We start from the raw sequence: 20587 nt of genomic DNA, 5'->3' as shown, positions 1-20587 counted from the left end.
CGTCATAACCTCAGCAAAGTGTCCATCATCTCATCCAGGGTCGAGATGAGCCGCGCATTCGCGGCGTATGTCTTTTCGATCTGCATCAGGTTTTGCAGTTCGGTGTCGGTATCCACGCCACGTTCAGCTTCGATCTTGGCCATTTCCAGTTGCGAGTGCTTGGCGAATGTCATGCGCCCCTCGGCGGCATGGGCGTTTGCCCCAGCCTTAGACAGCAGTGCCTCGGCAATTTCCGCAGCTCGCATGTTGCCGGTGCCATATAACCCCCCGGCAACAGGACGGGCATCGTTCAGGACCGCGCTAAAGGCCCTCAGCTGCGTTGCATCGCCTGGATCCCCCGGAGTGGCGGCGCCGAGGCCCGTCCGCAATTTCCAGCTGTCACCACCAGCATCGGGGTCCAACGCCACGTTCAAGCGTATGCGCGAAGCCAATCCGATTGCCGCAGTTGCGTCGTAGCGATTGCCATCATCGGTGAACACGCCGGGATCAGTTGCCGCGACGGTCGGATCAAGACCGGCGGTCTCGAACCGTTCGATCAGGTCTTGAGCGGCGGTGTCCAAGTGTACTTGAGCCTCAACCGCCAGTTCATCGCGAATCTCGAACTGAGCCGCCAGCGCACCGCCCCTAAGCTGCGCACTATTGCCGCCGGTACGCACAGGCTGCCCGTTCATTTCAAGACCTGACAAAAGGCTGTTGGCAAATGTCATGTGCGGCTTGGTTTCGCCGGTAGTCGTAAAACTGAATTCTGCTGCCTGCCCCTCTAAAAGGATCAGGCCGCCGTCTGAATATAGCGACACACGGTCGTTATCCCGCGCTACGACATTGACCGGCATCAGCTCGTTCACTTGATCAATCAATACTTGGCGCTGATCGAGCAAGGCATTGATATCGCTGCCGGAGTTCTTGATGCTGGGGATCTTATTGTTCAGCTTTTCGATATCCTGCAAGGACTGGTTCAGGCGGTTGACCTGCTTGCCGATGGTCCTGTCTGCGTCCGACCGCGCCTGACGTAAACCTTCGGATGCCGCGTTAAGGCTGTCCGCCAAATCCCGGGCAGCGCGGGCCACCTGATCCAGCCGCACTTTGGAATCGGGCAAGCTGGCGGCCGTTGTCATGTCGTTCTCAAATTCGGTCAACCGAGAGGCAAAGGATTTGGGGTCATCAACCGAACCTACGGCCTTTTCAAAACGGGTGTAGAACTCTGAGATTGCGCTTGTACCGGCAAGATTTGCGTCGGAATCGCGCCGGTTGGCGATCAGGGCCGGGTCCTGATGGCGCGTCACACCGACGGTGCGCACGCCGTTGCCTGAGATCGGACTTGTTGCCAATTCCAGCGAGCGACGCGCATAGCCCGGTGTCAGGGCGTTGGCGATATTGCCCGAGACAACTGCGGCCCCGCGGCTTGCGGCGGTCAGGCCTCCCAACGCGTTGTTCAATGCTGTCGTCATGTTCATCGGACAGGTCCTTTCCCTAGCTCAAAGCCCCGGATCAACGTTTGATGTTTGTGGTTTCCTGCAGCATCTCGTCGACGGTCTGGATCACCTTGGCGCTGGAGGAAAACGCCCGCTGCGTTTGGATCATCGAGGTCAGTTCAGTTGCGACATCGGTCGTGGATTCCTCGCGTGCAAAGGATACCAGATCGCCGGTCGGCCCATCGCCCGCGTTCCAAAGGAAGAACGTTCCGCTGTCGCGGGATGGCGCATAGGTCTGATTATCCTGCGCCGTTAACCCATTGGGATTGGGAACATCGACAAGCGGAATCTGGTACACGCGCCGGCTGACACCGCTGTCGTATTGCGCGTAGACATACCCGTTTTCATCCACCTTCACGCCTGTCATCGTTGCAACGGGGGCACCGTCGCGCGTGATCGATACGGGGGCAAATGTATCCGACAGCTGGGTAATTCCATCTTTGTCGCCAATCTGACCGATATTAATCTCCATCGGCCCGCCATCCACGTTCACCACAAAACTGCCATTTGCCGGATCGTAAGCACCACCCGATATGGTGGTCACGCTGGCCAGCGTGCCGCCTGCGGTTCGGCTGTCGGTGAAGGTCAGGCGGTACTCTCCGATCACCGCACCGCCAGATGCGGTATCGCGCAGTGTCATCGTCCATTCATTGCTGGAGCCCGTACCGGGCACGGTCGGGACCAGTTCAATATTCACGGATTCCGATTTTCCGAGGTTGTCAAAATACTCAACAGACAAAGGCTGTGCGTCACCCGGTGCGCCGGCATCCGTCGCCGTGGCCGGAAGGTTCATGCGAAGGTTCATGCTTGTGGTCGGTGAACCGGTTAGTTGGTTGACGCTGAGTTTGACGGGTTCCAGCGCAGCTGGCGTATCCCTTGGCACATTAGGGATCGATCCGTCGGGGCCAGCGGGCCAACCCAACAAAACAAGCCCCGATTGCGTCACCAGATGACCCTGCTCATTGGTGCGGAACGAGCCAGTTGTGGTCAGAAGCATCTCATTCGAGTTTGACGCCACCTGAGAGCTGGGTCGCACGGGCAGCAGGCCACGGCCGCGCACTGCCAAATCGGTTGAATTGTTCGTTGTGACCAGCGATCCACGCTGGTCGATCATGCGTTGACTCGTGGTTCTGACGCCGCCTGCCGAATAGCTTCCACCCTGACCGGAGGTGACCATCGAGTGAAAGTCGGTCTCAACCCGTTTGTAGCCAAAGGTGGACGAGTTGGCGATATTGTCAGAGATGGTCGCCAGCCGGTTCGCGTTGGCCTTCAAAGCGGCCACACCGGCATTCAGCGAAGAGGAAATTGTCATTGGCACGCCCTTCTGTTGCGTCAAAACGTGATGCAACAGCTAACGTACTGGCCCTTAACAGCACGCTAACAGGTAAAATGCGTTCTATCCTTTTGGGTCTAGGGCGTGCGCAGAAAGATGACCTCGATCCGGTTGTTGCGAACGGCCATCGGGTTTTTGGCTGTCAATTCACGGTCTGCGTGGCCCGTGACCCGATCCAGCCTTTCGGCGGCCAAGCCCTTGCCTTGCAGCATCTGACGCGCTGCCTGCGCGCGGGCCGTCGACAGATCCCAGGCCGGGTTTTGCGCCAGGACAACCGGCGATGCACGCACATGTCCTTCGACGGCGACTGCATTCTGCACCAGGTCCGAAGACCGCGCCACCAGCAACGCCAGTGCGCGCATCATGGCGGTGGGCTTATCGGTCCCCGATTCGAACAGCGGCTGATCCTCGGTATCGAACAGCTCGACAACCAAACCTTCATCTGTGACCTGCGTGACGATGTGTTTCAGGACCTTGTCCGAGACCAGGCTTTCACCGGTGCGCCCCAAAAGCTTGGCTTCAAGCGTCGAGAAATCCTCGAGGTTTTCCTTGCCGCCCTCGGCGTTCACGCCAACCGAACCACGTGCCTGCCGCGCAACGGTTGGGCTTTTCTGGCTGGCGCCCGAACCATCCATCACCATGGTCTTTTCCGAGAACATATTGTTGCCGCCAAAGGCGCCGTCACCGCCGCCAGACACCGGATTCACGGGGATTGTCGGAGAAAAGTAATCCGCCAGTCCTTTGCGTTGTTTTTCCGTCGTTGCATTCAGCAGCCACATCAACATGAAGAACGCCATCATGGCCGTGACAAAGTCGGCATATGCGACTTTCCACGCGCCACCGTGGTGACCATCGCCACCGGACACACGTTTCTTCTTGATGATGATTGGCGCCGCATTGGATTGCGCACCCATCTCCACCACCTTTTTATCACCCGATACCAAGGTATCAGCGCAGGTCTTAAGGCAGGCTTAACGTTTAAAACTGTCGAGATATCTCTACTGCGCCAAAGCGGTTCCTGCCCGACGCAGGATCAGCTGCAGGTGGTTGAAGCTGTTCTGGATGTCTTCCGTTTCGGGTTTGGCGAAAAAGCCGTCCAGATCATCATGAACACGTACCGCCTGATCGAGAAGTGGGTCCGCGCCTTCGGAGTAAAGCCCGGCCCTGATCATAACTTCGGATTGCTCATAGCTGCCAACCAGTCGGCGGGTTTGGGATATCAACAGGTTCTCTTCCGCCGTGGCCGCACTCGGCAGGCTGCGCGAGACCGAGCGGCTCAGGTCAATGGCCGGAAACCGGCCGCGTTCGGCGATCTCACGGCTCAGGACAATGTGGCCGTCCAGAACGCCACGCAGGATATCGGCAATGGGTTCATCCATATCAGATCCTGCAACCAGAACGCTGAACACGGCTGTGATGTCGCCCTGCTCTTCCGTGCCTGTCCCGGCCCGCTCGCACAGGGCGGCAATTAAAGGGGTTACAGAAGGGGGAAATCCGCGCAGCGAAGGCCGTTCGCCCATGGCCACGGCAATCTCACGATGCGCCTCGGCAAACCGAGTGACCGAATCCGCCAGAAACAGCACGTTCAGCCCCCGGTCGCGCAGGTATTCCGCCACCGACATCGCGGACCAGGCACAACGGCGGCGCGCAAGGGCGGATTGATCAGACGTTGCGGCCACCACGACCGACCGCTTCATCCCCTCAGCACCCAGCGCGTGTTCGACAAACTCGTTCACTTCGCGCCCACGCTCACCGACCAGCGCCACGACAACCACATCCGCCTGCATCGACCGCGCCAGCGTTGCTAGCAGCGTGGACTTTCCCACGCCAGAGCCGGCGAACAGTCCAATGCGCTGACCCTGAACGATGGGCAGCATAGTGTTCAGCATCGCAAGACCAGTCTCCATTCGTTGACCCAAAGGTTTGCGATCGACCGCAGGTGGAGGCGCTTGCATTATGTCCTGCTCCTGAATTCCCGACAGCAGCGGTTTTCCGTCCAATGGATTGCCAAACGGGTCAACCACTCGTCCCAACCAATGCATTCCCGGCGCAAAGGCTGGTGTTTGGTTCAGAATCACTCTGTCACCAAGGCAGACCCCGTCCGGTGCCGTGGCGGGCAGCATGTGAATCAGATCCGATTCGACATGCAATATCTCGCCTGCTAGATTCGGCCCATTGCGTCGGCGTAAGGTCACATGATCCCCGATCCGCGCATGCGTTGCGAGGCCTTCAACTTCTATAACCCCGCGCGCGACGCTGGCCACATGCCCCATATGGCGTGTGGCAGTCAGGCGGTCGATTTCACATTTCAAAAGCATCGGGTCGAGATCGGACATCGTGGGTTCTCCAACGGTTTCTGAAAACGGTTTTTAAAGGAATCGGGGTTAAGCCTTGATTGAAATTGATCGAGGGAGAAGCCCCGATGTTCTATGACCTGAACGTCTTTAAAACCGCGTACGCAATGGCAACCCATGCCGGGCAACGGCAATCCGTCATTGCACGAAACATGGCCAACGCGGATACGCCAGGCTACCAGCCCCGCGATATCGAGGCCTTTCAAAAAGCATTCGAAAGCGCGGGTCGTGAGGTCGCCATGACTGCCACGCGGGCGGGACATCTGAATGGTGTTGGTGGCCCAAAGCCCTGGGCTGAGATTGAAGCCACCCCTTCGGGTGACCCAAACGGCAATGGCGTTTCCGTCGAGGAAGAGGTGCTAAAGGGCGTTGAGGTCAAGCGTCAGCATGATCGCGCCCTGGCGATCTACAAATCTTCAATGAACATTCTGCGCAGCAGCGTCGGCCGGGCATAAGGGGGCCATAGGATGAGTGACTTTTCCCATTCCCTGACCGCCTCTGCCAGCGCCTTGCGCGCACAGGCCGCGCGTTTGCGCCATGTGTCCGAAAACATCTCGAACGCGGATACGCCGGGTTATCGGCGCAAGACAGTTCCGTTTGAGGCCGTGAACAAAGGCGGCAACGAAATGGTGCAGGCTGGGCGGGTCAAGCTGGACCGCCGTGCGCTGTCTCGCATTTACGACCCAAGTCATCCGATGGCCGATGACACGGGTCACTATCGTGGCTCGAACGTCGATCTGATGATCGAGATCGCCGACGCCCGCGAGGCGCAACGCAGTTACGAAGCCAACCTAAAGATGTTCGATCAGACTCGTCAGATGTCGTCGAGCCTTATGGACCTCCTCAGAAAGTAAAGGACACCAGAATGGATATCCGAGCAATCAATGCCGCCCAGAGTTATGCGGGCGCGCGCCCCGCAACGCAAGCTGACCCAGACCATGCCGGAATGGCCCAGGGGCTGCGGGCAGGGTTTCAGGACTTTGCCGCGACGCTGAAACAGTCCGAGCAGATGTCGCAGGCCGCAATGACCGGGCAGGCCGATCCGCATGCCTTGGTGCAGGCGCTGGCGCAGACCGAACTGGCGGTAGAAACAGCTGTGATCGTGCGCAACAAGGTGGTCGAGGCTTACCAGGAAATCCTGCGGATGCCGGTCTGACGCAATGCTCAGCGAAGGTCTGTTCTATGACATCGTACGTCAGGCGCTTTGGGTCGCAGTCATCACTTCGGTTCCGATCCTGGCGGTGGCGCTGGTTTCGGGCCTGATCGTTGGTCTGTTCCAGGCGCTGACCTCGGTGCAGGAGATGACGCTGACCTTCGTGCCCAAACTGATCGCCATAGTCATCGTGTTCTGGATTTCGATGGGGTTCATGACCCAGACGCTGGTCACGTTCTTCGCAGGAACACTCATCCCTTTAATCGCAGGAGGTCGCTGATGGATACTGCCTATGTCACCCTGTCCCGGCAATCGGGTCTGATGAACGAAATGCGCCTGGTGGCGAACAATATCGCCAATGCCAGCACGACCGGCTACCGCGCGCAAGGTTTGGTTTTCTCGGAATTCGTACGCGATATGCCCGGAAACCCGTCCCTGTCCATGAGCCGCGCCGAAGTGCGCAATACCTCGCTGCAGCAAGGCGTGCTGACCGAAACCGGAGGGCAGTTCGACTTCGCCATCGAAGGGGATGGGTTCTTTATGGTTGAATCCCCCGCGGGCAACCGTCTGACCCGTGCCGGTGCGTTCTCATCCAACGCGGACGGGGATCTGGTGACCATGGATGGGCACCGCGTGCTGGACAGCAATGGCGCGCCCGTTTTTATCCCGCCGGACGCGGCATCCATTGATGTCGGCAGCGACGGTACGCTGAGTGTCGACGGGCAATTGCTGGGCCAAATCGGGGTTTACCGCGTTGCCGATCCCAAAACGCTGATGCGTGAAGGCAGCACGCAGTTCCGGGCCGAGGGCGACATTGAACCAGTCGAAGAACCCGTGGTCATCCACCGTTTTCTCGAAGGATCGAATGTGAATGCCATAGCGCAGGTCTCGCGCATGGTCGAAATCCAGCGCGCCTATGAATTGGGTCAGAGCTTTCTGGAAACCGAAGACGAACGGGTGCGCGGCGCGCTCAAGGCGCTGATGCGCTGATTTGGACAAGGAGAATTTGACATGCGAGCTTTGAAAATTGCGGCAACGGGAATGACGGCGCAGCAACTGCGGGTCGAGACGATATCGAACAACCTCGCGAACATGAACACTACGGGCTACAACGCGCGGCGAGCCGAGTTTGCAGATCTGCACTATCAGCAGGTGGCACGGGCGGGTGCGGTCAATGCCAATGACGGCACGGTTCTGCCAACGGGTATCCAGTTGGGCCTAGGGGTGCGCCCGGCTGCGGTGACCGCGCAGCTGTCGCAGGGCGCCCTTTCAGCCACCGGAAGCGATCTGGATGTTGCAATCGAAGGGCGCGGTTATCTGGAGGTGACGCTGCCCAACGGACAGTCCGGCTATACCCGCGATGGCAGCCTGAAACGATCCGCCGAGGGGTTGATCGTAACCTCGGACGGGTTTGCCGTAGCACCCGAAATTACCATTCCTGACGATGCGCGGTCGATCTCGATTAACCCAGCGGGCGAGGTTTATGCCTATTTCGGCGACGCGCCAGAGGGGCAACTGCTGGGAGAGTTCACCCTGGCCAGTTTTTCCAACGCCAAGGGGCTCGAGGCGATTGGCAGCAACCTGTTCAAGGAAACCGAAGCTTCGGGCGCGCCTGTGGTTGGCGCACCTGGAGAGGATGGGGTGGGCACGCTGCGGCAGGGCTATCTTGAGGACAGTTCGGTCGATGCGGTGCGCGAGGTCACCGAACTGATCGAGGCACAAAGAGGGTATGAAATGAATGCCAAGGTCATATCCGCTGTCGATCAGATGATGAGCGCAACGACGCAGGTGCGGTGATGCGGGTTCTGAGTTTTGTTCTGGCCTTGGCGGCTCCGATCCCGGCAATGGCTGAAATTGTGGTGTCGAAACGTACCATCCGGGCCAAGGAAATCATTTCAGCCACTGACCTGGAAACCAAGGATCAGATGGTTCCAAACGCGGTGAGCAATGCGGACTTTCTGATCGGACAAGAGGCGCGCGTCGCCCTCTACCCCGGGCGTCCTATTCGTGAGGGCGATTTCGGTCCGCCGGCAATTGTGGATCGAAACGATCTTGTCGTTCTTGTTTTTGACCGCCGCCCCCTGTCCATCACCGCCGAAGGTCGCGCATTGGGCCGCGGCGCGGTCGGGGATAGTATCCGGGTCATGAACCTGTCGTCACGCACAACCGTCACCGGACGTATCCGGCCGAACGGCCAGATTGAGGTAAAATGATGTCTGCACTTTCAAAAACTCTGTTGGTTGCCGTTCTCATCGTGTCGGCCTGTGGCCGCGTGGATCACCTTGGCAAACCGCCAAGCTTTACGCCCAATGATGAATCGCCGGAACATGTGGCGATGCTTTGGCCCGGCTTGCCCTTGCATACGCAGTCGGCGCGCAACGTTGACAAATCCTCGCTTTGGAGCGGAGGTCAGCAGTCCCTGCTGGGAGATCAGCGCGCGATCAAGAAAGGGGACATCTTGACGGTCGTGATCGAGTTGGACGAAAAGGCCGAGATATCGAATGACACCAACCGATCCCGTAGCGGCTCGGAAAGTCTTGAGGTGCCGGGACTGTTTGGATTACCGCAACGCGCGGCCGAGCACCTGCCAAACGGCGCATCCCTGGACGAAGCTGTTTCGATCGATTCCTCGTCGACCAGCAAAGGCAAAGGGTCAGTAAAGCGAAAGGAAAAGCTGACCCTGCGGGTGGCCGCAACCGTGATTGATGTTTTACCAAACGGGGTGCTTTCGATCTCGGGGTCGCAGGAATTGCGCGTCAACTTTGAGCTGCGTGAACTTTTGGTCGCGGGCTACGTGCGCCCTCAGGATATCTCGCGCCAGAATGAGATTACCTACGACAAGATCGCGTCGGCGCGTGTGTCCTACGGTGGTCGCGGTCAGATCTCTGACGTTCAGCAGCCCCGTTACGGGCAGCAAATCCTGGATTCAATTTTGCCATTCTGAGGGGAGGGAGTGATGAAAAAACTGATCCCGGTCGTCCTTCTTTTCGCGGGCTTGGGTGGTGGCATTGCGGCAGGCGTGTTTCTGGCCCCTTCGGACAAAAAGGCAGAAGGTGCCAAAGATATGAACGTCGAGTCAAAACAAAACAAGACTAAGAAGAAAGACCCGAAAGCCACGGCAAAAAAATCCGGCAAAGCGGACAAAAAGGACGGTTTGGGTTCTTATGAGTATCTGAAGCTGACCAAGCAATTCGTGGTTCCGATCGTGGAATCGGATCGGATTGCTGCACTTGTCACCATGTCGCTAAGCCTTGAGGTCACACCTGGAATGGCCGAGCCGTTCTATGCCTCGGAACCCAAACTGCGTGACCGCTTTTTACAGGTACTGTTCGACCACGCCAATACCGGTGGTTTTGACGGGAACTTCACCCGCTCGGATAACCTGGGGGTCTTACGCGAGGCGTTGCTGGATGAGGCGCGCAAGGATCTGGGGGACGATGTTTCAAAGGTTTTGATCATGAGTGTGAACCGTCAGGATACGTGACGGGTCGGCGGGCCCTGGTTGGATCACTGGCAGGTCCTTACTGGTGTTTTTTGCATAAGTTGGAAACCGCCTGCTTGCGCCCGAATGCGACGCGCAGATTCGCAAGGGCTGTCAGCTTTTGTGCTCGTAACCGCGCAAGTTGCATGTTGAGCTGCCTGCGTGTCGCCGATTCCCACCCGTTCCAGAGAACATCTGTGCCGGTAACACGGTAACTTTCTGCAGACGCTGTCTCTTGCCGGGTTTGTTGGACTTGGGCGTCAAGTCGGGCCAATTGTTGTTGTACCCGTGCCTCGGCCTCCAGCAGCGGGCGCAGGGATTGGTATTCTCGCTGAAACGAGGCTTCGGTCACTTTGGCCAGATCCCGCAGCTGTGTGCGTTGCATCAGATTTGCCCCTTCACCCGTTTGCGCATCGCCTCGGCAAACCGAATAGCGGCGGCAACGGGGCGGTAGTGTTCTTCCGAGATCTGCTGCCCGATCTCAACAGTGGCGTGCAGCGCACGTGCCGTTGGCGGATCGGGATGGATCGGGACGCCAGACGCCCCGGCGGCCTCGCGGATCGCGGCGGCCACGGAATCCACGCCCTTGGCCACGCAAACAGGTGCCGATCCGGCGGTCCGGGACCATTTCAGCGCGACGGCAAAATGGGTTGGGTTCACGATCACGACATCGGCTTTTGGCACCTCGGCCATCATTTGATTGGTTGCGATATCCTGGGCGCGCTGACGACGTTGCTGTTTTACATGCGGGTCGCCTTCGGCATCTTTGGTCTCATCCTGGATTTCCTTGCGCGACATCCGGTTCTTGCGCATGTGTTCGGCGTATTGCCAGATGTAGTCGACCACACCGATGGTCAGAGCCACCGCAATGACGATGAACATGAACCGAAACAGCAGATTCATCATAAGCATCACTGAAGACTGGGCTTGAGTCGCGCTTGCGGACAGAATCTCGCTGAGGTTGGCCCGCAGGAAAAGCGCCAGGCATGTGCAGTAAATCACCAGTTTTGCAAAGCTCTTGGCAAATTCGAACAAGCCGCTGCGCCCGAATTTGTTCTTGGCATTGGACGGTATCGAAATGCGCGACATCTTGGGTTTCAGCTTGGTGGGCGCAAAAACCAGCGCACGTTGTGAAATCAGGCTGAGCAGGACGGCGGCGGCGGGCAGGCCAAACAGGATCGAAACAGACAATGCAGCCGTCTGCAGCATCCCCCCGACGGGGCTGGACGCCGAACCTGTTGTCAGCAGTTGGCCAAAATCATCTGCCTGATCAATCAACCCGACAAACAACGTTCCTATGTTGCGCACCGCGAATTGCCCCGCAGCAAGCATAGCAACCAGCAAACCGACATAGGCCGCCACAACGTTCAGGTCGTTGGACTTGGCGATTTCCCCTTTTTCGCGCGCTTTCTGCAGCTTTTGCGGTGTCGCCTCAAAGGACTTGTCACTGTCGTCGTCCTGACCGCTCATCTTTTGACCTCAAGCGGGTTCACAATGAAGGCGAACAAGGCATCGGACCACACTGACAAGATCAAAGGGATGCCAGCAAACAGCAGAAACAAACCCGCGAAGGTGATCGCGGGGGCACCGACAAAGGCCACCATCAACTGAGGCATCGCCCGGTTTATGACCCCAAGCGCAAGGTTATAGATCAGCGACGCGATGACGAAGGGCATGGCCAGGCTGAACGCTAGACCAAAACTGCGCGCGATGTGTTTCACGCCCCATTGCGACATATCCGGTGCCAGCGGAGCAACGCCCATTGGAAACAGCGTGTAGCTGTGGATCAGAAATTGCGCGATGCGGATGTGCAGGCCTAGCAGAACCGCCAATGTCAGACCTGCGAGTGTCAACAGATATCCCATTGCAGGAACAGGATCGACAGCGGCCCCGCCCAGAATCTGCGACAGAGATGCCGATTGTGCCGCGATGGACCCCGCAGTTTGCAAGGCCAGCACGAACAGGCGCAGTCCAATGCCCAGTGCCAGCCCGACAAGTGTTTCGGAGCCAATCATCCGCGCCAAAGGCAATAACCCTTGCCCGTGGTCAGGCGCTGGAACGGCGGGCGTCACGATCAGTGTAAATGCCGCGGCGATCCCCAGCTTGACGCGGGTTGGAATGCTGCGTTCCCCGAAGGCGGGTAACAGCGATACCAGCGCCGACACGCGCAGGAAGACGGCAAAGAGGTGCCACAGACCATCTGCCAGTTCCGGCAGCAACGCTGGAGGCACAGCGATCATGCGGGTATCGTTCCGACCAATGCGGGTCTGGCCTCGAGCCCGATTTCCTCAAAGGACAGGACCGGATTCGACACCCCCCGCGCCTGCATGATCGTGCGCAGCAATCGACGTCGGCGGGTTGAGGTTACGACTGCCGGGAACACCCCGTGATCGGCGGATTGCGAGACGGTTTCGACGACACCATCTGCCAGTTTGTTGAACAGGTTCGGCGGCAGGGCGACATCCAATCCAGCGTTGGGCGCGTCGATCTGGTACGAGGCAAACGTGTCTTCCCATTCAGGCGCAAGCTGGATCAGCGGAATGGAACCGTCCCCCCGCTTCATGTCGGCAACCAACTGGAATCCCAATCTTTGCCTGACCAACTCGCAAATCCCTTCGGGTTGCGTCGTGGTCAAGCGCGCCTCGGCCACAGTTTCAAGGATCAGGGCCATGTTACGGATCGAGACTTTTTCCTCCAGCAGCAGGCGCAAAACAGAATGTAACGTGTCGATTGGCACCTTGTCCGGGATCAGCTCGTCCAGCAGCTTGCGGTTCGCTTCGGCCCGAACCGGATCGCTAAGCCGTGTCATCTCGGACAGCAGGCGGCGCAGGCATTTCAAAGTCAGCAGCCGCGCGAAGTTCTGTTTGATGATCTCAAGCAGATGTGTCGCCAAAATCTCGGGGGGAGAAACGATGGTCGCGCCGCTCAGCGCCGCGGCTTCCTGATCCTTTGGTAGAATCCAGCGCGCCGGAGCGCCATAAACAGGTTCGGTCACATCATTGCCTTCAGGCAGCATGTCATGGCCGTCCTGCACCAGCGCCAGTACCAGATCAGGGTTGAGAACACCGCGTGCCTGTTCGACCCCCTGTACCTTGATCACATAGGTTCCCAGTGGAAGTTCCGCCCGGTCGGTCAGGCGGATGTCAGGCAGGATCAGTCCAAAGCCTGAGGCGACATATGTGCGCATATTGGCAATTCGTGCGTCCAGCCCGGTGCCAGGGTTGAGAACCATGCTGACAAGATCAGGGGCGAATTCCAGGTGGACGTCGTCCAGATCCAGAATGTCCCCGATGGCTTGGGAAACCGGGGTCTCATCCTGCGTCGAGGGCGCATGTTCCGCGTCGGCCTCGGCCTTCTGTTTGCGGTGCACCGAATAGGCCGCATAGCCCAGAACGCCTGCGCCAAGGATGAAGGGCAAAAAGGGCAGGCCGGGCACCAACGCAAATAACACCATCAGCATCGCCACTGTGCCCAGCGCCGCAGGGTGGCGCCCCAGTTGGGAGAAGATCGCGCTGTCGGTCGCACCCTGGGTTCCGCCCCGCGCCAGCAAAAGTGCCGAAGCGATCGAGATGATCACGGCGGGAATTTGCGAGACCAGTCCGTCGCCAACAGTCAGAATGGCATAGGTCTCAAACGCGGCAGAGATGGGCATTCCCTGCACGATCACGCCCATAATCAGGCCCATCACAAGGTTCAGAAGCGTGATCAACAGCCCGGCAACCGCATCACCTTTGACGAATTTCGAGGCCCCGTCGAGCGAGCCGAAGAACGTGGTTTCCTGTTGTTCACGTTCGCGGCGCTCTTTCGCTTGTTGATGATCAATGGCCCCGGCGGACATGTCGCTGTCGATGGCCAGCTGTTTGCCGGGCATTCCGTCCAGAGCAAATCGCGCGCCGACTTCGGCCATGCGGGCCGCGCCCTTGGTGATGACCATAAAATTCACGATCAGCAGCACACCAAACACGACAAGGCCCAGAAAGATGCTGCCGCCCATGACGAAGTTCGCAAAGCCTTCGATCACATCTCCGGCTGCGTTAGGGCCGGTATGCCCCTGACCGATGATCAGCTTGGTCGAGGACACGTTCAGCGACAGTCGCAGCATCAGCGAGGCCAGCAGGATGGTTGGGAATGACGAAAAATCCAGCGGGCGTTCGATGAACAACGTCAGTGTGAAGATCAGAATCGCCAGCGCGAATGAGGCGGACAGGCCAACATCCAGAACCCATGCGGGCATAGGCAGGATCATCATTACGATGACAGTCATCAACGCCAGCGCCAGCAGCACGGTCGGAGAGAAAAGCGAACGGGCGTCGATCTTGGGCACACAAAGCTCCTAGTTGAACTGTATGAAGGCCGTCGCGGCACCAGCCACCGGTACTAGCGATCCCATCGCGCCAGTGTTGGCAGGCTCTGCCCGACGTGGAATTAATGGATCGGCAGCCCCGGTAAACGGATCGCGCGTCGCAAATGCGTTTGGAGTTTGCTGATCCAACTGAGCCAGAACGGTTTGAAAACGCGCCACATAGGCGTTCGCCAAAGCGGGTGTGCGCGAGTGATAGGCCCCGGCGGCAGCTTTCCACGAGCCCAGCTCGGCATATAGATCTTTCAGAAACCGCGCGGCATATGTGGCGTTTTCATCTGGGTCGAACATGGCGTCGATCGAGCGGAACGCCTTGCCGTGCCAACGGTAATTGATCTGGAAGCACCCGATATCAAAGCTGCGTTTGCCTGCTTTGAAGATGTCGAACACATATGATTTTGCCTCGAACTCTGAGGTGAACCAAATGCCCTTTCCTTCAACATTGATCGTCCAGGGCCAGGGTTGCAGTGCCCCGTCAGCTGTGCGGCCCGTTTCAACGCGGACAATGGCGCGCATGACATCTAGTGGCACACCTTCGGACCGGGCGGCGCGCTGGGCGGCGTGGTCGCAGATGCGGGCTGTTCGGGTGTCGGGCATGGCAAAACCCTGCGGCGCAGCCAACAGCGTCACCAAGGTCAGTCCTAAGATCGTTCGATATGGCATTCTGCCGGTCCGGGATTCTGATCAGTCCGGGCCAAGCTAGCTGTGTCAGGGTTTACAGAGGGTTATCGGCCGCTCAGTTTCGGTCGATCCGGCGGCCGAACACGACACTGGTGTTGGTTCGCAAAACCCCGGGGATCTTTGCCAATTCGTCGACCAGAATGTCCAGATCCTCGATCCTGGGGGCTTCGGCGGACAGCAGCAGGTCGAATTCCCCATTGATCGACAGGCAGAGTTTGACCTCGGGATAAGTTTCCAGCCGCTTGATAATACGTTTGGTCTCTTTTTGCTGAACCTCAAGCAAGACAACGACCTGAACGCGCGGGGCGTCTTCGGGCTCGCTCAGAACCACCGAATACCCGGCAATCACGCCGCGTTCTTCCATCCGTTGGATGCGTTCATGCACGGTGGTCCGGGCCACACCGAGTTTCGCCGCGATCTTAGTCGTAGATTCGCGGGCGTTGTGCTGCAGGGCTGTGATGATGCGGCGGTCAAGCTGATCCATAGGGCCAAGGTGTAGTGCAAATACCTTGGGATGCTCAAGGTTTGTCAGCGTGTTCGCCCGACGTGATTTTCTGCCTGGAGCGCGGCCAGATCAGAAGCGCAACACCAAGCCCCAAAAGGGCCGCCACAGTCATCCAGATCAATGTCTGTTCGGTTCCTTTGGTGGTCATCAGCCACCCGGCCATCGGGTACAGTACCAGCCAGCAGGCATGGGACAGGGTGAACTGCGCGGCGAAAACTGCTGGTCGGTCTTCCGGGCGGGCCGTGCGTGTCAGCAGACGGCCGGAGGGTGTCAGAGTGGCTGAATAGCCAAAGCCAGCACCTGCCCATAACACTGCGAGCCCCCACAAAGTCATCTGGGTCGAGGCGAACAACCCCGCTGCAACGGCCATCGTAAGTGTCCCGAATGCTGCACCAGCCAGCATAGCGCTGCGATCCTCGTAGTTGTTCAGAAGAGACGGCAGGATGAAGGCCGCCACCATCGAGCCGCCCCCATACCCGGCCAATGCTACGGCCACAGCGCTTTCCGACAGCCCAAGATCAGCGCGCACGATTACGACAGTGTTGACGATAACCATCGCGCTGACTGACGCGGCCGTCCAGGTCAACGCCAGCAAGCCGCGCAACCGTGTCGTACCAAGGTATAGGCGGATGCCACGGGTCGTCCGGTCGTAAATCCCCCTCCGTTTCGTCGGTTTGGGCGAAGGCAGGGCGACCGACACGACAAGGATTGCCGATGCAATGAACCCAAAGCTTGTGCCCCAGAACAGGCTGTCGAAGCTCATGATCAACAACAGCGCTGCAGCCAGAGCGGGACTGAGCAGGCTTTCGAGGTCATAGGCCAGCCGGGACAGCGAGAGGGCTTTGGTATAGTCCTGCTCATCCGTCAGAACATCCGGGATCGTTGCCTGAAAGGCAGGGGTGAAGCCGGCAGAGGCCGATTGCAGCAGGAAGATCAACACATAGATCTGCCAGATCTCGGTCACGAACGGCAGACAAAGCGCAACGGCGGCACGCACAAGATCCAGCGCCACCAACATTTTGCGTCGGTCCAGCCGTTCTGCAAACGCAGCGGCGAGCGGGGCGACAACCACGTAGGCCACCATCTTGATGGTCAGGGCGGTTCCCAGAACCATACCTGCCGCGTCACCGGCCAAATCAAAGGCGAGCAACCCCAAGGCAACCGTCGCCAGCCCGGTTCCCATCAACGCGACCACCTGAGCCGCCAGTAAATGCCGATAGACACGGTTCTTCAGGACGCTCAGCATCGGTCAGAGGTACTTTGTGATGGTTTTGAAGTCTTCCACTTCCGGGTCTTTGGCTGCGGTGGTTGGCGACAGGCAATGATCAATATGATCGTGGATCAAGGCCCGTTTGGCGTTGGTAATCGCCTTTTCAACCGCAAAAAGCTGCTGTGCGATGTCGGTGCAGGGGTCTTGATCTTCGAGCATGGATATTACCCTGGCCAAATGTCCGTGCGCCCGTTTCAAACGCGCATGGATCTGCGGGTGCGACTCGTGTTTGTGCTGTGTCATGTAATAACCCTATCCCCCCCATAGGGATATGGTCAACGTATCGTACGGGTCCCTGCCGCCCCGTTATGGATGGCGTTGAGTTTAGGGACCAAACCTCCTATCTCGGGGACGATACCGGACAAAGGACAAGCCCCGTGGCAAATCATCTTTACAAAAACGACCTGCCGGACGGGTTGGATATGGGCCCTGTTGTGGCCATCGACTGCGAGACCATGGGTCTGAATCCGCATCGGGACCGGCTGTGCGTGATCCAGATGTCAGGCGGCGACGGAAACAGCCACATCGTCCAGGTCGAAAAGGGGCAGACCGAGGCCCCGAACCTGTGTGCGATGCTGGAAAACCCCGACGTGCTGAAACTGTTCCACTTTGGGCGTTTCGATATCGCTGCGATGTACCACGCGTTTGGCGCGCTGGCGGCTCCGGTCTATTGCACCAAGATCGCCAGCCGGTTGGTGCGAACCTATACGGATCGCCACGGGCTGAAGAACCTGTGTCAGGAGTTGATCGGTGTCGATATCTCCAAACAGCAACAAATGAGCGACTGGGGTGCCGAAGCCCTGACAAATGCGCAGCTGGATTATGCGGCTTCGGACGTACTGTACCTGCATCAGCTGCGCGAGGCGTTGGACGGGCGCTTGGCCCGCGAAGGCCGCACCGAAATGGCGCAGGCCTGTTTTGAATTCCTGCCGATGCGTGCGAAACTGGACCTCGCCGGTTGGCCCGAAACGGATATTTTTGCGCACTCATGACCGATACCGAAGCATTCCTGAGAACCGCACGTCAGGTCATCACCGACGAAGCCCGCGCGTTGGACGTGCTGGCCGAAAGCCTGAATGAAGATTTTGCTGATGCTGTGCAGATGATCCTGCATGCTCCGGGCCGCATCATCATCAGCGGTATCGGCAAATCGGGTCATATTGGCCACAAGATTGCCGCCACGCTGGCCAGCACCGGCACGCCGGCCTATTTCGTACACCCTGCCGAGGCCAGCCATGGCGATCTGGGCATGGTGTCGAAAGGCGATGTGGTTCTGGCCATCTCAAACTCGGGCGAAGCGCCGGAACTGGTCAATCTGCTGGCCTTTACCCGCCGCTTTGGTATTCCGTTGATCGGCTTGTCCAGCAAACCGGAAAGCACGCTAATGACGCAGGCGGATGTGCATCTGCTGATCCCGTCGCTGGGCGAGGCTTGCGGTTTTGGCATGGTGCCCTCGATCTCGACCACTTTGACCTTGGCGATGGGGGACGCGCTGGCCATTGCGTTGATGAAGTACCGTGATTTCAAGCCCGAGGACTTCCGCGCCTTCCACCCCGGCGGCAAGCTGGGCGCGCAGCTTTCAACCGTGCGGGATTTGATGCACGCCGATCTGCCAGTTGTGTCTGAGGGTACCCCAATGAGCGAGGCGCTGCTGGTCATGAGCCAGAAAAGCTTTGGCGTTGTCGGCGTGACGGATGAGACGGGCCGCCTGATTGGCATCGTGACTGACGGCGATTTGCGCCGGAATATGGACGGCCTTCTGGACAAGACCACCAAAGAGGTCATGACCACCAATCCGCTGACCATTTCCCCGAATGCAATGGCGGAAGAGGCGGTGGCGATCATGAACGACCGCAAGATCACTTCGCTGTTCGTGGTAGACCCCGAGACACAGGGCCAAGCCGAGGGGCTGTTGCATATCCACGACTGCCTGCGCGTCGGATTGGGCTAAGCGGAGGGTAGTGCGGTGGACGGACACTCACGCAGGGTACAGTTCTTCAAGGTGGTGCTGCCACTGGTGGCTATCGCTATGCTGTCGACCGTGTTCCTACTGTCGCGCAGCATCGAAACCAATGTGTCCGTGCCCTTCAACCAGCAGGATATCGATGAACGTTTGGCGGATCAGGTGGTGACGCAGCCCAACTACCAAGGAACGACCCGCAAAGGTGAAGACGTTCAGATCGAGGCAAGCCGGGCAACGCAGGGTACTGAGGGCGAAGCGCCAACAGCGGCCGAATTTCGGGGCCGCTTTGGCCTGCTGAATGGCGGCGTAATCACTTTGGATTCCAACTCTGGCATGATCCGTCCGGACAAGAATACGGCTACCTTTGTCGGGGATGTGGTTATAACAACAACGGACGGCATCGTCGTCACAACGGATCTGTTGAACACCGCGTTGGACGAAATTCAGGGCGACACGCCCGGTCAGGTCGACGGAACCGGTATTATTGGTGATTTTACCGCGGGCAGAATGACATTTGGGACTGAAAAAAAAGATGGACCGGTCCATATTATTTTTACAGATGGCGTGAAGTTGGTGTATGAGCCTCAAAAAGCAGAAAGATAACCTGTGTTCTATTTTCGATTAGCCCTTGTAAGCGCTGCTCTGGTAATTGGTGCGATCTCTGCGACAGCGCAGGAAACTCAGGTTGCTTTCGGTTCGGCCAATGCCGACCCAAGCCTGCCGGTCGAGGTAACCTCGGAAAAGCTGAACGTAAATCAGGAAGACGGCTCGGCCGAGTTTCTGGGGAACGTGATCGTCATTCAGGGCGAAATGCGGCTGACGGCGGAACGCGTGCTTGTCATTTATAACGAGGACCGTTCAGGCATCGAACGGATGGAAGCGACCGAGGATGTGATTCTGGTCAGCCCTCCGGATGCGGCCGAAGGCGACTGGGCGGAATACACCATCGATTCAGGTGAGATCGTCATGAAGGGCAACGTTCTGCTGTTGCAGGGGCCAAGCACGATCAGCGGCGACCAGATGAACGCCAACCTGACCACTGGCAAAGCGACGATGACCGGCAACGTGAAGACCATCCTGCAGCAGGGGGCCAACTGATGGCTCAGCCAAACCTGACGGTAGCCGAAGGCGCGTCCGGCCTGAAAATCGAAAAACTTCGCAAGTCCTACCGAAAAAAGACGGTGATACGCGACGTTTCCATGACCTTGGGTCGATCCGAGGTGGTGGCGCTGCTGGGTCCGAACGGGTCAGGCAAGACCACCACATTCTACTCGGTCGCGGGCCTTGTGTTTCCTGAGGCCGGCACTGTTACGATTGACGGTCAGGTTGTCACAACGCTGCCTATGTATCGCCGTGCGCGACTTGGGATCGGATATCTGCCGCAAGAGATGTCGATTTTCCGTGGCATGAGCGTCGAGGACAATATCGCCGCCGTTCTGGATATCACCGTCAACCATGCTCACCGCCGAAAGGAGCGGCTGGAAGAACTGTTGTCCGATTTCTCGATCGAACACTTGCGCCGCGCACCCGCGCTGGCCTTGTCGGGCGGTGAACGCCGCAGGGTCGAGATCGCGCGCTGTTTGGCAGCAGATCCGAAATATTTGTTGTTGGATGAACCCTTTGCGGGGGTCGACCCGATCAGCGTCGGGGATATCCGCCATCTGGTTGCGGACCTGAAAAAGCGTGGAATCGGCGTGTTGATCACCGATCACAACGTGCGCGAAACACTAGAGATCGTGGATCGTGCCTACATCCTGCATGACGGTCAGGTCCTGATGTCCGGCACACCCGATGAAGTGGTCGAAAATGAAAACGTGCGCCGGGTTTACCTAGGCGAAAACTTCCGTATTTCATGAGCTTGCGCAGATTTTCGCCGGGCGCATAGCGGAAATCACGTATATACACGCCTGTTTTGATTGACTCTCCCGCCGTCTCTTGCCTCAATTAGACTATGGCATTTCTTCGGTTCCCGACTGGATCACGACGCCCCTTCCTGGAAGGGGGGCCGGTGCGGT

At 58.4% G+C, this 20587-nt stretch carries 26 protein-coding genes; 14 read left to right on the top strand and 12 right to left on the bottom strand.

The window, feature by feature from the left end; all coding sequences use genetic code 11:
• Positions 1-2: 2 nt before the first annotated feature.
• From flgK to AC2FJF_RS18780, 4 genes are all read right to left on the bottom strand, one after another.
• Positions 3-1454, bottom strand: a complete 1452-nt coding sequence (gene flgK / locus AC2FJF_RS18795) for a flagellar hook-associated protein FlgK (protein WP_496726704.1) — start codon at positions 1452-1454, stop codon at positions 3-5.
• A 34-nt stretch (positions 1455-1488) separates the two neighbouring features.
• Positions 1489-2784, bottom strand: coding sequence for a flagellar hook protein FlgE (locus AC2FJF_RS18790; RefSeq protein ID WP_496726703.1), 1296 nt, complete (start codon positions 2782-2784; stop codon positions 1489-1491).
• 98 nt (positions 2785-2882) lie between these two features.
• On the bottom strand, positions 2883-3719 hold the full coding sequence (locus AC2FJF_RS18785; RefSeq protein WP_496726702.1) for a flagellar motor protein MotB: 837 nt from the start codon (positions 3717-3719) through the stop codon (positions 2883-2885).
• Between the two features lie 84 nt (positions 3720-3803).
• Positions 3804-5141 (bottom strand): FliI/YscN family ATPase, encoded by a 1338-nt coding sequence (locus tag AC2FJF_RS18780; protein WP_496726701.1) that lies wholly within the window; start codon positions 5139-5141, stop codon positions 3804-3806.
• Between the two features lie 86 nt (positions 5142-5227).
• Between AC2FJF_RS18780 and AC2FJF_RS18775 the strand changes: the two genes are divergently transcribed.
• From AC2FJF_RS18775 to AC2FJF_RS18735, 9 genes are read left to right on the top strand one after another with little or no spacing between them, the layout of a single operon-like run.
• Positions 5228-5614 (top strand): FlgB family protein, encoded by a 387-nt coding sequence (locus AC2FJF_RS18775; RefSeq protein ID WP_496726757.1) that lies wholly within the window; start codon positions 5228-5230, stop codon positions 5612-5614.
• A 12-nt stretch (positions 5615-5626) separates the two neighbouring features.
• Positions 5627-6013, top strand: a complete 387-nt coding sequence (flgC, locus tag AC2FJF_RS18770) for a flagellar basal body rod protein FlgC (RefSeq protein ID WP_496726700.1) — start codon at positions 5627-5629, stop codon at positions 6011-6013.
• An 11-nt stretch (positions 6014-6024) separates the two neighbouring features.
• A complete protein-coding gene (fliE, locus tag AC2FJF_RS18765; RefSeq protein WP_113789169.1) occupies positions 6025-6315 on the top strand; it encodes a flagellar hook-basal body complex protein FliE in 291 nt (96 codons plus the stop codon).
• A gap of 4 nt (positions 6316-6319) precedes the next feature.
• Positions 6320-6592 carry a flagellar biosynthetic protein FliQ gene (locus AC2FJF_RS18760; RefSeq protein ID WP_496726699.1) on the top strand — a complete coding sequence of 91 codons (273 nt, stop codon included), beginning with the start codon at positions 6320-6322 and terminating at the stop codon, positions 6590-6592.
• Positions 6592-7302, top strand: a complete 711-nt coding sequence (locus tag AC2FJF_RS18755) for a flagellar hook-basal body complex protein (RefSeq protein ID WP_496726698.1) — start codon at positions 6592-6594, stop codon at positions 7300-7302. The genes AC2FJF_RS18760 and AC2FJF_RS18755 overlap by 1 nt, the downstream gene beginning before the upstream one ends.
• 21 nt (positions 7303-7323) lie before the next feature.
• Positions 7324-8109: a flagellar basal-body rod protein FlgG gene (flgG, locus tag AC2FJF_RS18750; protein ID WP_496726697.1), complete on the top strand. Its 786-nt coding sequence runs from the start codon at positions 7324-7326 to the stop codon at positions 8107-8109.
• A complete protein-coding gene (gene flgA, locus AC2FJF_RS18745) occupies positions 8109-8525 on the top strand; it encodes a flagellar basal body P-ring formation chaperone FlgA (RefSeq protein ID WP_496726696.1) in 417 nt (138 codons plus the stop codon). The genes flgG and flgA overlap by 1 nt, the downstream gene beginning before the upstream one ends.
• On the top strand, positions 8525-9256 hold the full coding sequence (gene flgH / locus AC2FJF_RS18740) for a flagellar basal body L-ring protein FlgH (RefSeq protein WP_496726695.1): 732 nt from the start codon (positions 8525-8527) through the stop codon (positions 9254-9256). The genes flgA and flgH overlap by 1 nt, the downstream gene beginning before the upstream one ends.
• A 12-nt stretch (positions 9257-9268) precedes the next feature.
• Positions 9269-9796 (top strand): flagellar basal body-associated protein FliL, encoded by a 528-nt coding sequence (locus AC2FJF_RS18735; RefSeq protein WP_496726694.1) that lies wholly within the window; start codon positions 9269-9271, stop codon positions 9794-9796.
• A gap of 37 nt (positions 9797-9833) precedes the next feature.
• Here the strand turns inward: AC2FJF_RS18735 and AC2FJF_RS18730 are convergent, their stop codons facing one another.
• The 8 genes from AC2FJF_RS18730 to AC2FJF_RS18695 all read right to left on the bottom strand — a co-directional run bounded on the left by AC2FJF_RS18730 (position 9834) and on the right by AC2FJF_RS18695 (position 16852).
• The gene (locus AC2FJF_RS18730) at positions 9834-10178 is read right to left on the bottom strand and encodes a hypothetical protein (RefSeq protein ID WP_496726692.1); all 345 of its coding nucleotides are present in this window, start codon (positions 10176-10178) and stop codon (positions 9834-9836) included.
• Complete coding sequence (gene flhB / locus AC2FJF_RS18725; protein ID WP_496726691.1) at positions 10178-11263, bottom strand: flagellar type III secretion system protein FlhB; 1086 nt, start codon at positions 11261-11263, stop codon at positions 10178-10180. Before flhB ends, AC2FJF_RS18730 begins: the two co-directional genes overlap by 1 nt.
• A complete protein-coding gene (locus AC2FJF_RS18720) occupies positions 11260-12033 on the bottom strand; it encodes a flagellar biosynthetic protein FliR (protein ID WP_496726690.1) in 774 nt (257 codons plus the stop codon). The genes flhB and AC2FJF_RS18720 overlap by 4 nt, the downstream gene beginning before the upstream one ends.
• Positions 12030-14117: a flagellar biosynthesis protein FlhA gene (gene flhA / locus AC2FJF_RS18715; protein ID WP_496726689.1), complete on the bottom strand. Its 2088-nt coding sequence runs from the start codon at positions 14115-14117 to the stop codon at positions 12030-12032. Before flhA ends, AC2FJF_RS18720 begins: the two co-directional genes overlap by 4 nt.
• 9 nt (positions 14118-14126) lie before the next feature.
• On the bottom strand, positions 14127-14816 hold the full coding sequence (locus tag AC2FJF_RS18710) for a lytic transglycosylase domain-containing protein (protein WP_496726688.1): 690 nt from the start codon (positions 14814-14816) through the stop codon (positions 14127-14129).
• Between the two features lie 73 nt (positions 14817-14889).
• Positions 14890-15318: an Lrp/AsnC family transcriptional regulator gene (locus tag AC2FJF_RS18705; RefSeq protein ID WP_109311283.1), complete on the bottom strand. Its 429-nt coding sequence runs from the start codon at positions 15316-15318 to the stop codon at positions 14890-14892.
• Positions 15319-15352: 34 nt separating this feature from the next.
• Positions 15353-16585, bottom strand: a complete 1233-nt coding sequence (locus AC2FJF_RS18700) for an MFS transporter (RefSeq protein ID WP_496726687.1) — start codon at positions 16583-16585, stop codon at positions 15353-15355.
• Positions 16586-16588: 3 nt separating this feature from the next.
• On the bottom strand, positions 16589-16852 hold the full coding sequence (locus AC2FJF_RS18695; RefSeq protein ID WP_496726686.1) for a metal-sensing transcriptional repressor: 264 nt from the start codon (positions 16850-16852) through the stop codon (positions 16589-16591).
• Between the two features lie 134 nt (positions 16853-16986).
• Between AC2FJF_RS18695 and AC2FJF_RS18690 the strand changes: the two genes are divergently transcribed.
• From AC2FJF_RS18690 to lptB, 5 genes are read left to right on the top strand one after another with little or no spacing between them, the layout of a single operon-like run.
• Positions 16987-17601 carry a ribonuclease D gene (locus AC2FJF_RS18690; protein ID WP_496726685.1) on the top strand — a complete coding sequence of 205 codons (615 nt, stop codon included), beginning with the start codon at positions 16987-16989 and terminating at the stop codon, positions 17599-17601.
• Positions 17598-18560: a KpsF/GutQ family sugar-phosphate isomerase gene (locus tag AC2FJF_RS18685; RefSeq protein WP_496726684.1), complete on the top strand. Its 963-nt coding sequence runs from the start codon at positions 17598-17600 to the stop codon at positions 18558-18560. Before AC2FJF_RS18690 ends, AC2FJF_RS18685 begins: the two co-directional genes overlap by 4 nt.
• Positions 18561-18575: 15 nt before the next feature.
• Positions 18576-19175 (top strand): LPS export ABC transporter periplasmic protein LptC, encoded by a 600-nt coding sequence (gene lptC / locus AC2FJF_RS18680; protein ID WP_058272998.1) that lies wholly within the window; start codon positions 18576-18578, stop codon positions 19173-19175.
• Positions 19176-19178: 3 nt separating this feature from the next.
• Positions 19179-19670, top strand: a complete 492-nt coding sequence (locus tag AC2FJF_RS18675; protein ID WP_496726683.1) for an LptA/OstA family protein — start codon at positions 19179-19181, stop codon at positions 19668-19670.
• The gene (gene lptB, locus AC2FJF_RS18670; protein ID WP_058272996.1) at positions 19670-20428 is read left to right on the top strand and encodes an LPS export ABC transporter ATP-binding protein; all 759 of its coding nucleotides are present in this window, start codon (positions 19670-19672) and stop codon (positions 20426-20428) included. The genes AC2FJF_RS18675 and lptB overlap by 1 nt, the downstream gene beginning before the upstream one ends.
• Positions 20429-20587 lie beyond the last annotated feature (159 nt).

This window comes from Ruegeria sp. CDSB013, assembly GCF_059611165.1.
This window is presented reverse-complemented; position numbering and strand designations above follow the sequence as displayed.